Origin of the sequence: Sediminicola sp. YIK13 (assembly GCF_001430825.1) — a bacterium.
In the GTDB taxonomy this organism is placed as follows: domain Bacteria; phylum Bacteroidota; class Bacteroidia; order Flavobacteriales; family Flavobacteriaceae; genus Sediminicola.
This window is the reverse complement of the sequence record NZ_CP010535.1, coordinates 2,308,830-2,323,286: the sequence shown is the minus strand read 5'-3', so window position 1 is coordinate 2,323,286 and position 14,457 is coordinate 2,308,830. Positions and strand designations below refer to the sequence as shown.

11 protein-coding genes are annotated in these 14,457 nt (G+C 41.8%); all 11 read left to right on the top strand.

What is annotated here, in order from left to right:
• The first annotated feature begins 11 nt into the window (after nucleotides 1–11).
• The 11 genes from hemW to SB49_RS10235 all read left to right on the top strand — a co-directional run bounded on the left by hemW (nucleotide 12) and on the right by SB49_RS10235 (nucleotide 14,444).
• The gene (gene hemW, locus SB49_RS10285; RefSeq protein ID WP_062056281.1) at nucleotides 12–1,148 is read left to right on the top strand and encodes a radical SAM family heme chaperone HemW; all 1,137 of its coding nucleotides are present in this window, start codon (nucleotides 12–14) and stop codon (nucleotides 1,146–1,148) included.
• 12 nt (nucleotides 1,149–1,160) lie between these two features.
• The gene (locus SB49_RS10280; protein ID WP_062056279.1) at nucleotides 1,161–1,919 is read left to right on the top strand and encodes a cyclase family protein; all 759 of its coding nucleotides are present in this window, start codon (nucleotides 1,161–1,163) and stop codon (nucleotides 1,917–1,919) included.
• A 67-nt stretch (nucleotides 1,920–1,986) separates the two neighbouring features.
• Nucleotides 1,987–2,619 carry a DUF4230 domain-containing protein gene (locus SB49_RS10275; RefSeq protein WP_062056277.1) on the top strand — a complete coding sequence of 211 codons (633 nt, stop codon included), beginning with the start codon at nucleotides 1,987–1,989 and terminating at the stop codon, nucleotides 2,617–2,619.
• Between the two features lies 1 nt (nucleotide 2,620).
• Nucleotides 2,621–3,016: a Dabb family protein gene (locus SB49_RS10270; protein ID WP_062056275.1), complete on the top strand. Its 396-nt coding sequence runs from the start codon at nucleotides 2,621–2,623 to the stop codon at nucleotides 3,014–3,016.
• Between the two features lie 58 nt (nucleotides 3,017–3,074).
• Nucleotides 3,075–3,434 carry an MmcQ/YjbR family DNA-binding protein gene (locus tag SB49_RS10265; RefSeq protein WP_062056273.1) on the top strand — a complete coding sequence of 120 codons (360 nt, stop codon included), beginning with the start codon at nucleotides 3,075–3,077 and terminating at the stop codon, nucleotides 3,432–3,434.
• A 58-nt stretch (nucleotides 3,435–3,492) separates the two neighbouring features.
• A complete protein-coding gene (locus SB49_RS10260; protein ID WP_062056271.1) occupies nucleotides 3,493–5,265 on the top strand; it encodes a MutS-related protein in 1,773 nt (590 codons plus the stop codon).
• 366 nt (nucleotides 5,266–5,631) lie between these two features.
• A complete protein-coding gene (locus SB49_RS10255; protein ID WP_062056269.1) occupies nucleotides 5,632–5,952 on the top strand; it encodes a hypothetical protein in 321 nt (106 codons plus the stop codon).
• A 297-nt stretch (nucleotides 5,953–6,249) separates the two neighbouring features.
• Nucleotides 6,250–7,464, top strand: coding sequence for a DNA polymerase IV (gene dinB / locus SB49_RS10250; RefSeq protein ID WP_062056267.1), 1,215 nt, complete (start codon nucleotides 6,250–6,252; stop codon nucleotides 7,462–7,464).
• Nucleotides 7,465–7,523: 59 nt separating this feature from the next.
• Nucleotides 7,524–10,523 (top strand): DNA polymerase III subunit alpha, encoded by a 3,000-nt coding sequence (locus SB49_RS10245; RefSeq protein ID WP_062056265.1) that lies wholly within the window; start codon nucleotides 7,524–7,526, stop codon nucleotides 10,521–10,523.
• A gap of 513 nt (nucleotides 10,524–11,036) precedes the next feature.
• Nucleotides 11,037–13,427, top strand: coding sequence for a penicillin acylase family protein (locus SB49_RS10240; RefSeq protein WP_062056263.1), 2,391 nt, complete (start codon nucleotides 11,037–11,039; stop codon nucleotides 13,425–13,427).
• Nucleotides 13,428–13,583: 156 nt separating this feature from the next.
• Complete coding sequence (locus SB49_RS10235; RefSeq protein WP_062056261.1) at nucleotides 13,584–14,444, top strand: mechanosensitive ion channel family protein; 861 nt, start codon at nucleotides 13,584–13,586, stop codon at nucleotides 14,442–14,444.
• Nucleotides 14,445–14,457: the final 13 nt, after the last annotated feature.

Below are 14,457 nucleotides of genomic sequence, written 5' to 3'. Positions count from 1 at the left end.
AATCGAATGAAATGAGCGGAATATATATCCATATCCCTTTTTGTAAACAAGCATGCCATTATTGCGATTTCCATTTTTCCACAAGTTTGGGAAAAAAGGAAGCCATGATCAAGGCCTTGCAGAAAGAACTGGAGCTGCGTAAGGACGAGTTTAAAGGAGAAACAGTAGGCACTATTTATTTTGGCGGAGGCACACCATCCGTCTTAAACACGCCTGAGATCAATACAATCATAAAAACTGTATACGATTATTATAAGGTAATTGAAAACCCGGAGATTACCTTGGAGGCCAATCCGGATGACCTTGACAGTTCAAAAATAAAAGAACTGGCAGATTCCCCTATCAATAGGCTGAGTATTGGGATCCAATCTTTTTTTGAGGCCGATTTAAAGCTGATGAATAGGGCACATAATGCCGCTGAGGCGGAGGACTGTATTAAGGAAGCTTCTAAATATTTCGATAATATCTCTATAGATCTCATTTATGGAGTTCCCCAAATGTCCAATGAACGATGGCTAGAGAATATCAAAAAGGCATTATCGTTCAACATTCCCCATATCTCTAGTTATGCCTTAACGGTAGAACCCAAAACGGCCCTAAAAAAGTTTATAGAGCAAGGGGTTGTTCCACCAATCGATGATGAAAAGGCACAGGAACATTATACCATCTTGACCGATACGCTTGCCAATGCTGGCTTTGATAATTATGAGATCTCAAATTTTGGGAAACCTGGGTATTATTCCAAAAATAATACGGCTTATTGGCAAGGTAAAAAATATATGGGTATTGGTCCGTCTGCACACTCCTTTGATGGGCAACGCCGGGGATGGAATATTGCCAACAACCCTAAATATATAAAATCGATACAAGAGGAAGTGCTGCCCATGGAGGTAGAGGTTTTAAGCACGACCGATACTTACAATGAATATGTAATGACAGGCCTGCGTACCATTTGGGGAGTGTCCTTGAATCGCATCAAAACCGAATTTGGGGAGGGTTATCATGATTATATCCTCCAACAAGCGGAAAAGCACATACAGGAAAAGTTGTTGTTCCTGGAAGGGGATACCCTCTTGGTATCCAAAAAAGGCAAGTTTTTAAGCGATGGAATTGCCAGTGACCTGTTTCTTATTAATTTAGAACAATAAAAAAATAAACACTTGACAGCTAAAATTACATACAATACTAAAAATTACAATATTGATCTATTGAATCCATTGGATATTTCCATACCAATACGTGGGAATGCTACCAATGTTAATGCTTGGTATGTAGGACCGCCAAAAATTGTTCCCCATACCGAAGGTGAATTCATTGGAAAGATTACGGAAGGCGCCTCAACCAATTTCAATGACATTTCCTTTAACCCCCACGCACATGGAACACATACCGAGTGTGTAGGGCATATTACAGAAGAGTTTCATTCCTTGAACAAAAAGTTTGATCAATTTTTCTTTATGGCGGAAGTGATCACTATTGCACCAGAAAAGCAAAAAGGGGATTTTATTATTTCCAAGAAACAACTAAAGTACGCCCTAGGGAATAAAAGGAGGCAGGCCGTTATTATCAGGACCCTGCCAAATTTATCGGATAAGCTTTCCAGGCAATATTCCAATACCAATCCACCCTACCTGCAGGAAGAGGCAGCCGAATTTCTCGTGGAAAGCGGGGTTGAGCATTTACTTGTAGATCTGCCATCCGTGGATAAGGAAAAGGATAATGGGGAACTCTTGGCACACAAGGCTTTTTGGAATGTTAAGGGTGCAATAAGGCATAAGGCTACGATCACAGAATTTATTTTTGTGGCGAATACGATACAGGATGGAAAATATTTTCTGAACTTACAGGTAGCACCCTTCGAAAATGATGCCAGTCCCAGTAGACCAGTGCTCTATAAAATATTGGACAAGGAGGGGTGAAGTAAGGATTAGTGGTCTTGCAATATATACCGAGGTAGTAATCCAATAGAGAGTAACAATAGCATATATGGATGATATTTTAGAAATATTTTTTGGTCTGGTTTTGGGAACCATAGCAACTTATTGGGTGTTTTCTTATTTCCGGAAGAAGAGCAGAAAAGATCTTACAGAGCATCAGTCCATAGTGCTTTTAGACAAGATCAAAAGTGTTTGTAGACTGGTTTCCGTAGAAGGGGAATTTGCCGAAATCTATAGGTATGAAAATACCAAAGGAGGCTTTAAAAGTCTATGGAGCGGTAAAAAGAAAGCCTTGATCGTAATAAATGCAAAAGCCCATATTGGGTACGATCTTAAAAAGGTGAAAATGCACGCAGACACGCAAAAGAAAAAGATCATATTGATCAATTTTCCACAACCTGAAATATTGTCCATAGAGCCCGATCTGCAATTTTATGATATTAAAAATGGACTGTTCAATTCCTTTTCTCCAGATGACCTGACCACTTTGAACAAAGAGGCGAAAAAACATATCAGGGAGAAAATCCCAGAAAGTGGATTAATGGATTCTGCGAGAAAGGAAGCATTGGAGGCTGTTCTCTTGATAGAGAAAATTGTGGAAACAATTGGCTGGTCCTTGGATTATTCCGCATTGCAGATGAGTGATAGGGAAAAACAGATAATAGAAAGTAAAGAAAAATAATATGCGAAAAATAATATTGTTGTTGGGCTTTGTATTGGTCAGTATGGTAGGTAAGGCCCAGGAAAATGGAATTGTACAAGATTTTGATCCCAACTATGTGCACACTGTTTTCTTTTGGATGAAAGACCCTGCAAATGAGGTTGCCAATAAAAAGTTTGAGGTTTCTCTCAGAAAATTTTTGGATAGCTCCAAATATGCCAAGACCCAATTCATTGGAAGGCCACCCAAGGCGACCCGAGATGTAGTTGATGATTCTTTTACTTATTCCTTGGTCCTGAGTTTTGAATCGGCAGAAGCCCAAGAAAACTATCAAAAGGAAGAAGCTCATTTAATATTTATAGAGGAATCCCAAGATCTTTGGGACAAGGTGGTTGTTTATGATGCCATGGGAATATAGCAATAATTGTCTAGAGAATTAATTCATCCGGTCAGTCAGGGCCACTTATTTATAGGATATGGATATTGAAGCGTTTAGAGCCTATTGCATTGCCAAAAAAGGAGTGACAGAGGAATTCCCTTTTGATGCGGATACTTTGGTGTTCAAAGTCATGGGAAAAATGTTTGCATTGGCTCCCCTTGAAAGGATCCCTTCCCAAGTTAACTTAAAGTGCGATCCTGAAAGGGCCATTGAACTTAGGGAGATTCATGATGGTATTATCATGCCCGGGTACCACATGAGTAAAACGCATTGGAATACTATTTATATTGAAAATTATTTGCCTGCTTCCCTGATCATGGAGATGATAGATGATTCGTATGATCTTGTGGTTGCAGGTCTTACCAAAAAGTTAAAGGCAGAATTGGATGCCCTGTAAGCATCTTAAATATGGGTATATTTGCCGTCTTAGAGAACAGTAAACTTCAAATCCCAGAATGGAAAACCTAATTGCCTTTTACAGGAATTTAATTTCAACACATACTGCAGAATTATCCCATATAAAGAAGCTGTTGTTGGCTTCAAGTATATTGCGTCTGCTTGTATTCTTAGGAGCATTGACAGGGATATATTTATTTTTGGGAAATAACAAGGCAGTAATAGCAATAGTGCTTGTAACTATTATGGTATTTGTATACCTGGTCTCCCGTCATGCCGATTTAGCAAATAAAAAGGATAAGATTTTAGCCTTAATTAAGATCAACGAAACGGAGTTAAAAGTCCTAAACAGGGATTACAAAGGGATGCCGGATGGAAGCAGGTTTGCGGACCCAATGCACCATTTCAGTCAGGATATCGATTTGTTCGGGAAAGGTTCTTTTTTTCAGTATACCAATAGGACTGCATTGGAACAGGGATCCGAGAAATTGGCACAATTGTTCACTGAAAATAGTATTGATGGCATCGCAGAAAATCAGGAGGGCATCAAAGAATTGTCACAGATGGCGGAATGGCGTCAACAATATGCTGCCGAAGCTTCTTTAGTAAAAACTGAAATAGCGGCAAAGACAATTAGCAGTTGGCTGAATGCCTATACCTTTTTTGTTCCCAAGGTGATGAAATATGTCCCGATGGTATTTTCCGCGCTGTCAATTTTGGTGGCGGTTCTCTATTTTATGGATATCGTGTCAGGATATATGTTGGCTTTTTGGTTTTTTATGGGCTTGGGGATTTCCGGGTCTTTTTTGGGTAAGATCAATACTTTGGCAGCACAAACAGGAAAGGTCCAAACCGTTTTTCAACAATATCAAAAGCTAATTTCAGAAATTGAAAGAACAGAGTTTACCTCAGAACTTTTAAGAAACAAAAAAGCCATGGTGTCCAGGGAGGATCGAAAAACTTCTTTGGTATTGAATGATTTTGCACGGGTGCTGGGGGCCTTGGATCAGCGCAACAATATGTTCTTTGGTGTTGTAGGGAATGGATTTTTGTTGTGGGACCTGAAACAAGCATTTAAAATAGAGCAATGGATCAAGACCTATGGGCAGGAGGTGGGCCAGTGGTTCGATACAATTGCATTTTTTGATGCCTATAACAGTTTGGGGAATTTTGCCTTTAACCATCCCAAGTATTCATTTCCTCAATTGACCGATGATGCTGTGGTTCTGAAAGCTGCTGATGCCGCACACCCATTATTGGATCCCAAAAAGAGTGTAACCAATGATTTTCTAATTGAAAAAGAGCAGTTTTTGATTATTACAGGGGCCAATATGGCAGGAAAGAGTACCTTTCTAAGAACAGTTTCCCTTCAAATAGTAATGTCCAATATGGGATTACCTGTTTGTGCCAGTAAGGCAACCTATTCCCCTATAAAATTGATTACCAGCATGAGGACCTCTGATTCATTGACGGATGATGAATCCTATTTTTTCTCTGAGTTAAAGCGACTCAAATTTATTGTGGATCAAATCCAAACCGATCGTTACTTTATTGTTTTGGATGAAATTTTAAAGGGGACCAATAGTACGGACAAGGCCATTGGATCCAGAAAATTTGTAGAAAAATTGATAGGCTCCAAAGCAACTGGTATTATTGCTACACATGATTTAAGCCTATGCGAGGCATCCAAAACCTTACCCCAAGTGGAAAACCACTATTTTGATGCCGAAATCTTGGACGGGGAGCTTCATTTTGATTATAAGTTCAAAGAGGGGGTATGCCAGAATATGAATGCTTCCTTTCTATTGAAAAAAATGCAAATTGTAGATTGATCTAACAATCATTATTTTTTATGGATTCCCTGTTTTTATATATGAAAGGAGAATGCCTTACTATTGAACTTTCCGCTCCTTTGTGTAACCGAAAGTATTTAACGGTCTCAACGCTTAGATTATTTTCTAACACTTATCGGGACATTAGAAAATAATACACATCTGTAAGGGTCTAAACCATCATAGTAGAAGAAATTACTTACATTTGTAGAGTTGTCAATGTTATTAGGAACACTACGCCAAACGGTTTGCCCTTATATTTTTTATATAGGACATTCTATAGATTGGCTTTGTCAAGTAGAGTTGAGGTTGAATTTTAGAGGAAATTCAGAGAAATAGACTTCCTTCTTGTGTTAAGAAATGAAAATGAAAGAAGTACCACATCTAAATTATATTAGGGAATTGTCCGGAGGAGATGAGGTGCTCGAGAAAAAGTTCATTGCGCTGATCAAGAATGAGTTCCCCATAGAAAAAGAAATTTACCTGGAAAACCTTGAGGATAAAAAGTACAAGGATACGAGGCAAATGGTGCAGAAATTAAAACCTAAACTTAACTTCTTGGGGCTGCAGGAAGGATATCGATTGGCCCTCCGTTATGAAGAAGACCTGCAATACGAGGACCCAAAACTACAAAAGGAGTTTTTAGAGATTCTGGAACGTATAGAATCATATATCAATACGCTATAATACACCAGCAAAAATTGGTCCTTTCGGGAGTTTGCCCCTACAATGTTAATTCTCTTGCTTGAGGTAAGTCCATACGAAGCCAAGACTTTTTATTGGACGCGTCCAAATACACATACCTATATTCCACATCATCTGACCGGTTCACATTTTTAAAAGCCCCTTTTTCAATACTTATTTTTGGTCATCTTGAAATTCAACGAGATACGCTTGGTGGATAATTTTCAATGTTAATACTTTGGAAATATTCCATTAATTTGGAAATATTCCATAATTTAGCATACCCTTTTTTGGTATGCAATGGATAAGACGATACTTCATTTAGATTTAGACACGTTTTTTGTGTCCGTAGAACGACTGCAGGACAGTAGGTTAAAGCACCGTCCCTTATTGGTGGGAGGCACCAGTGACAGGGGGGTCGTGGCCGCGTGCAGTTATGAGACCAGAGGGTTTGGGGTACACTCCGGAATGCCCATGAAAATGGCCAAGCAGTTGTGCCCGGAAGCAGTGGTCATCAAGGGCAATGCAGGGACCTATAGCAAGCACTCGGATATGGTTACCGATATCATTAAAGAGCAGGTGCCCCTTTTTGAAAAATCGAGTATCGATGAGTTTTATGCAGACCTTACCGGGATGGATCGTTTTTTTGGTTGCTATCATTATGCCTCCGAACTTCGAAATAGGATTATCAAAGAAACTGGTCTCCCCATTTCTTTCGGATTATCGGGCAATAAGGTGGTTTCCAAAGTGGCTACCAATGAGGCAAAACCCAATAATCAATTAAAGATAGATCTGGGTTATGAGAAGCCTTTTCTGGCCCCTTTGTCCATTAAAAAAATACCCATGGTGGGTGATAAGACCTATCAGGTACTCCGGAACTTGGGATTGCGGCAGGTAAAGACCATCCAGGAAATGCCCATGGATATGATGCAACGGGTATTGGGTGCCAATGGGGGCGTTATTTGGAAACGGGCCAACGGGATAGACAATACCCCTGTTATCCCTTTTTCGGAACGCAAATCCATTTCCACCGAACGTACTTTTGACAAGGATACCATAGATGTCATTAAACTTCGGGGAATCCTTGTCGCCATGACCGAGAACCTCGCCTTCCAACTGCGGAGGGGTGATAAATTAACGGCCTGCATTGCGGTCAAGATTCGCTACTCCGATTTTAACACCTATTCCAAGCAATTGAAAATCCCCTTTACCAGTGCAGACCATATCCTGATTCCCAAAATTTTGGAACTATTCAACACCCTTTATAACAAAAGATTATTGGTGCGGCTCATCGGGATCAGGTTCAGCCATTTGGTACAGGGGAATTATCAGATCAATTTGTTCGACGATACCGAGGAGGCACTGAACCTATATGCCGCTTTGGATAAGATCAGGGAGCGTTTTGGAGACAAAAGTGTGCTTAGGGCCTCTGGATTGGGGGCAAAGACCATTGGGAGGATGCAGAATCCATTTAACGGACAGCCGCCCATCATCCTGGCACATCGAAAGCAGTAGGAAGACTTCCGTACCGTTAGCCTCAAATATTGAAATTCTTTGATTGAAAAACAAACACAATGTACATCAACTGCCACACCTACTACAGCATGCGTTTCGGAACCCTTTCCGAGCTGGAGCTCTTGCAATTGGCGCAAGAGAACCATGTGGGACAGTTGGTGCTCACAGATATCAACAATACCTCGGCCTGCCTTAATTTTGTGCGGAAGGCACCAGATTATGGGGTGCGGCCCATTTTGGGGATCGATTTTAGAAATGGGGTGGACCAGTGTTTTGTGGGTATCGCCAAAAATAATGAAGGATATCAGGAATTGAACACCTTTTTGTCCGACCACCTCCATCAGGAAAAAAAGTTTGCGCCAAGGGCTCCTTCCTTTAAAAATGCCTATTTGGTCTACCCGTTCGAAAAAGTGTTGCTACACGAACAAAAGACTTTTTTGGAACATGAGTTCATAGGTATTTCTATCGCAGATCTAAGGCGATTGCCCTTTTCTAAAATCATAGAGTTAAAGGATAGGTTGGTGGTACAGCAGCCGGTTACGTTTCGGAACAAACGCGATTTCAATGCCCACCGATTGTTACGCGCCATTGATAATAATGTACTGCTGAGCAAACTGCCACAGACCGAGGAGGCCAGACCAGAGGAAAAGATGTTCCCGGTACAAAATTTGGCAGCGGCTTTTTCCGAATACAGTTTTATTTTAGAAAACACGGAACGGCTACTGCGTTCCTGTAGTATCCATTTCGATTTTTCAGAGGGGCGAAAGCCACAGAATCTGGAAACCTATTTGGGGGATACAGATGCCGATGAGGCCCTGTTGGAACAATTGTGCAGGGAAGGCCTGCCCTATAGGTATGCAGAAGCCAATGAGGTGGTCTTGGGGCGCTTGCAGAAAGAACTGGGCCTGATCAAGAAAATGGGGTTTGTGTCCTACTTTCTCATCAATTGGGATATTGTTTCCCATGCACGTAAACAAGGGTTCTTTTATGTGGGGCGGGGCAGTGGCGCCAATAGTATTGTGGCCTACCTGCTTAGGATCACCGATGTGGATCCCATTGAACTCGACCTTTATTTTGAGCGCTTCATCAACCTGTACCGGGTAAATCCGCCCGATTTTGATATAGACTTCTCTTGGAAGGACCGGGAAGCCATGACCCAATATATTTTTGGGCGTTTTCCCCATGTTTCCCTTTTGGGAACCTATGTCACCTTTCAGGTCAAGGGGGTGATCCGGGAATTGGGAAAGGTGTTCGGCCTTCCCAAAGAAGAGATAGACGTGCTCTGTGACGGGAAATACAATCCATCACAATTGGACGAGATGTCCCTTTTGGTCCTGAAATATGGGGAGCTGATCAAGGGCATGCCCAATTACCTGAGTATCCATGCCGGGGGGATTTTGATCACGGAAAGGCCCATCCATTATTTTTCCGCTACCCATCTCCCACCCAAGGGATATCCTACCACCCAGTTCGATATGGTAATTGCCGAGGATGTGGGACTTTTTAAATTCGATATCCTTTCACAGCGAGGCTTGGCAAAAATGAAGGAGACCATGGAAATTTTGGCCTACAACCAACCCGAACAGATAGAGACGTTCGATATCCATGATATCAAACGGTTCAAGACAGACCCTGTAGTGAACGCTTTGGTGAAAAGTGCCCAATGTATGGGCTGTTTTTATGTGGAGTCCCCTGCCATGCGAATGCTATTGAAAAAGTTGGAGGTAGACACTTATTTGGGACTCGTCGCGGCAAGTTCCATCATTCGGCCCGGAGTATCCAAAAGCGGGATGATGCGCGAATATATCTTAAGGCACCGGGAGAAGGGCAGGGCACAGGAAAAGGCACACCCCGTGATGTTGCAGATCATGCCGGAGACCTATGGCGTTATGGTCTACCAAGAAGATGTCATTAAAGTGGCACATTATTTTGCAGATTTGGACTTGGGAGAGGCAGACGTACTGAGGAGGGGCATGAGCGGGAAGTTCCGCTCCCGGGAGGAGTTCCAAAAGGTAAAGGACAAGTTTGTGGACAATTGCCGAAAAAAGGGGTATACCGATGCCCTGATCTTTGAAATATGGGACCAGGTGGCCAGCTTTGCAGGGTATGCCTTTGCCAAAGGACATTCTGCTTCCTATGCCGTGGAAAGCTATCAGACGCTTTTTCTAAAGGCCTATTTTCCATTGGAATATATGGTTGCCGTACTCAACAATGGAGGTGGGTTCTACAGCCCCGAATTCTATATCCACGAGGCCCAGATGCTGGGGGCCACCATACACCCGCCCTGCATCAACAAAAGTGTTGCCGTAAATTGTATTTATGGGAAAGAGCTCTATTTGGGGTATATGTACCTCAGGGAATTGGAGGCCAGGGTCATGGAACGCCTTTTAAAGGAACGAAAGGCGAACGGTCCCTTTTTGTCCTTGGCCGATTTTGTGGACCGGGTGCCTATTTCCATAGAGCAATTGAGCATCCTGATCCGGATAGATGCTTTTAGGTTTACCAGAGTGAACAAACATGAACTCTTGTGGGAAGCCCACTTGTCCCTCTCTAAAAATACGAAATTGGAACACCCCAAACTGTTTCCCGCCAAGCCGCAGCATTTTACCATCCCCAAACTACACACCACCGATCTGGAAATGGCCTTTACCCAATTGGAGCTCTTGGGTTTTAGCCTCTGCAGTCCGTTCGATATCTTGGCCGAACCTCCCAAGAATACCAACGGTAAGCGAGACTTGGAGGCTTATCTGGATAAATACATAGATATCTACGGCTATTTGGTAACGGTCAAAAATACCAAGACCCACAAGGGTACCCGTATGAACTTTGCCACCTTGGTGGATCAATATGGAGAGGTGTTCGATACGGTGCTGTTCCCGCCCATAGCTGCCCAGTACCCATTCCGGGGGAGGGGAATCTATAGGTTTTACGGAAAGGTGGTGAGCGAATTTGGCTTTTTGAGCATAGAGGTCCTAAAAATGCAAAAACAGGATTACATCCAGGACCCGCGTTATGCGGACATGAAAACCTCCAAGAAATTAGGTACGCCAGTAAAATAAATATTTCTGCAGAAAACCTCGTATAATAGAAATTTTACTACATTTATGGGAGTGCCGGAGGTGTTATTACTAAAACGGGTGCTGCGAAGTACGTATATATGAGTAAAACCAGAATCTTAGGTATTGGACTATTAGTCATAGGTATTTGCCTATTTTATGCTTTTAACAGCACCAATTGGAGTTTGCTGGGAGCGGCAATGATAGGATTTGGTGTAGGAATTATTCTCATCGGGAAAATAGGGTCTTTTAAAAAATAGCCTTCCAAACGACCCGGAAATAGTGCGCAAAGTAGTATTTATTACATGATGACCAATTGTAGTTTAAAAATGGCATTGCCTGATAATCCAAGTTTAAGTACAAAATTATTTAAGGAGCTTACCTTAAAAAAAAATAGAAGGCAATAAATTGGATCTTTACATTCCATATGTGTTTTAGGTTTGGAAAATTAAGTAACTTTAAGAGGTAATGGCATACCCATTAAATTAAGAACCAAACCAATTCCAAGTTATACATATGAGAATCCTTTCATTTCTTTTAATTACACTCCTCTTTTTTTCATGTACTTCCTCTGATCAGGATAAATTAATTGTTCCAGGTCTCAAAGAACCCGTAGAATTGGTCAGGGATGAATGGGGTATCAATCACATTTATGCCAAAAACCAGCACGATCTGTTTTTTGCCCAAGGGTATGCTGCAGCCAAAGACCGTCTTTTTCAATTTGAGATTTGGAGACGACAAGCCACAGGGACCGTTGCAGAAATATTGGGCGAGAGGGAATTGAAACGAGATATTGGGACCCGCCTCTTCAAATATCGTGGGGATATGACCCAAGAAATGAACCATTATCACAACGATGGGACAGAAATTATTACCGCCTATACCAATGGGGTGAATGCCTACATTGAAGAAATACTAAAAACACCAGAGCAATTGCCTTTGGAATTTAAAATTCTAAATTTAAGACCCGGGAAATGGACTCCAGATGTCGTAATTTCTAGACATCAAGGCCTTTTGGGTAATATTGAAGAAGAGTTGCAGATTGGGCGCGCCGTAGCCAAACTAGGGTCGGCCACAGTAAAGGATCTTTCTTGGTTCCACCCCAAGGATCCACTTATAGATTTGGATCCCGCCGTGGATGAGGAACTCCTTTTTCAAGATATTCTGGAACTCTACAAAGCTTACAGAAAACCTGTTGCCTTTCAAGAAAGTGATGTACAAGAGGCTTATAAAAGTAAGGCTTATGAAACGGCAATGCTGAACCCAAAAATGGAAAAAGAAGATCCACGTTCCTTTGGGAGCAACAATTGGGTAGTGAGCGGAAAGTTAATGGCGGACGGAAACACCTATATGGCCAATGACCCCCATAGGACCATCGCAGTGCCTTCATTGAGGTATATGACCCATTTGGTCGCACCAGGGTGGAATGTAATTGGAGGGGGAGAGCCCGAAATTCCAGGGATTTCCATAGGACACAATGAGTATGGCTCATGGGGCCTTACGGTTTTTGAAACCGATGGAGAGGACCTGTACGTCTATGAACTAAATCCTGAAAACCCCAACCAGTACAGATACCAAGGTCAATGGGAGGACATGACCATTATTTCGGAGATCATTAAAGTGAAGGGACAAAAAGAAGTAGAAATCGAACTAAAATATACCAGGCACGGGCCAGTAGTTTTTTCTGATGAAAATAAAAATACGGCCTATGCGGTACGCTGTGCATGGCTGGAGCCTGGAGGGTCACCTTATTTGGCTTCCTTGCGAATGGACCAGGCCAAAACATGGGAGGAATTTAAGGAAGCCTGTAATTATAGCCATATTCCAGGAGAGAACATGATCTGGGCCGACAAAAAAGGAAATATAGGGTGGCAGGTCGTGGGAATAGCTCCAATTCGAAATAATTTTAGTGGCATGGTACCTGTACCTGGGGATGGTCGTTATGAATGGGATGGATATTTGCCCATCGTTCAAAAACCAAATGCCCTAAATCCAGCCAACGGTTTTATCGCAACAGCCAACCAAAGTGTTACGCCCGATACTTATGAACATTGGAATGCCATAGGTTTTTCTTGGGCCGATCCTTACAGGGGGGATAGGGTAAATGAAGTGTTGGCATCGGGAACCAATATGACCATGGAGGATATGAAGAACTTGCAGGTAGACTACCTTTCTATCCCAGCCAGAACCTTAGTGCCCTTGCTGGCCGTATTGCCTATAGGAGGGAAGGCCAAGGAAGCAAGGGATAAACTTATACAGTGGGATTACAGGTTGGAAGCCTCGTCTGTCGCAGCTGCCATTTATGTGGCCTTCGAAAACGAACTTAGAAAACTTGCCAATGAATCCTTTATTCCCATGGGAGGGGAAGGACTGATTGATAATATTCAAATGAAAAAGGTAGTCGATTGGGTGGTGAACCCGGATAGCAGGTTTGGTGCCAATCCCATGATAGGTAGAAATTTATTTCTCCTAAAGGCCCTTAACGAAGGAATTGCTTATTTGGAGTCGACCTTAGGGGATGATATGACGCAATGGCAATATGGACAGGAAAAATTTAAACATACATATATGGCTCATGCCTTAGGCGGTGTGGTCAATGAAGAAATAAAAGCAAAGTTAGATCTAGGTCCCCTGCCAAGAGGGGGCAATTCGTTTACCCCCGGATCTACCGGGGCAAATAATAGGCAGAGTAGTGGTGCTTCCTTTAGGATGATTGTTAATACTGGAGATTGGGATGCAGCCATTGGCACCAACGGTCCTGGTCAATCGGGTGATCCTGAAAGCCCTTTCTATCGAAATTTGTTCGAACCATGGGCCAAGGATCAGTATTTCCCTGTTCTTTATTCACGGAGTAAGATTGATTCCGTTTCCGTAGGCAAAACGATTTTGGAGCCTTTTGTTGAATAAGGGTTTCAAGACAAATATTCAAAATTAAATTGCGTAGTATTTTTCAGGAGCTACTAATTAATAAAGGATCTCTTTCGTTAATTTCCTATATTTATAAGTAGTATTACCTGTAATTCAAATTAATGTTATAATCAGGTTTTATCAGAAAAGGACCAAATGGAGACGATCAATAAAATTTTGGAATTTGAATTATTTACCATTGGGGATTTCACCGTAAAAGTTTCCAAACTGGTCACTATTTTTTTGATCTTGGTAATTGCGAGACTAATCCTTTGGGTTATTAAAAAAGGACTCGCTCGAAAATCCAAGTTGAATAAATTGGATTATGGGAGCAGTTATGCCCTGTACCAGATGATGAAATATATCATTTGGATCATAGCAATAGCCTTTATGCTGGAAAACATTGGTGTAAAGGTGACCATTCTGTTGGCGGGCTCCGCTGCCTTGCTAGTTGGTATTGGACTGGGATTACAGCAAACTTTTAATGATATTTTGTCGGGTATTATTCTGCTCTCCGAACGCTCCATTAAAGTTGATGATGTTTTGGAGGTAGATGGGGATGTTGTTATGATTCAAAGTATTGGGTTGCGAACTTCAAAGGCCCTGAATAGGGATGATATTTCCATTATCCTGCCTAATTCCCTGATCACGAACAGTAAGGTGATCAATTGGAGCCATCAATCTGATAAGTCCAGATTCAGAATTGATGTTGGGGTGGCCTACGGAAGCGATGTGGATCTGGTGATAAAAATATTGGAAGAAAGTGCTTTTGAGCACCCTGATGTGTATGCCAGGGAATTGGTAGAGGCAAGATTGATGAATTTTGGGAACTCTTCCTTGGATTTCCAATTGTTGTTTTTTAGCCAGAGTATATTTAGAATAGGGAAGGCCAAGAGCGATATTCGCAGAATTATCAATAGAAAGTTTCACGAGAATAATATTACGATCCCCTTTCCTCAAATGGATGTATACCTTAAATCCAACCCCCCAGTTTCTTCAGGGTTGGACCAAGGATAAATAAACAAATTAA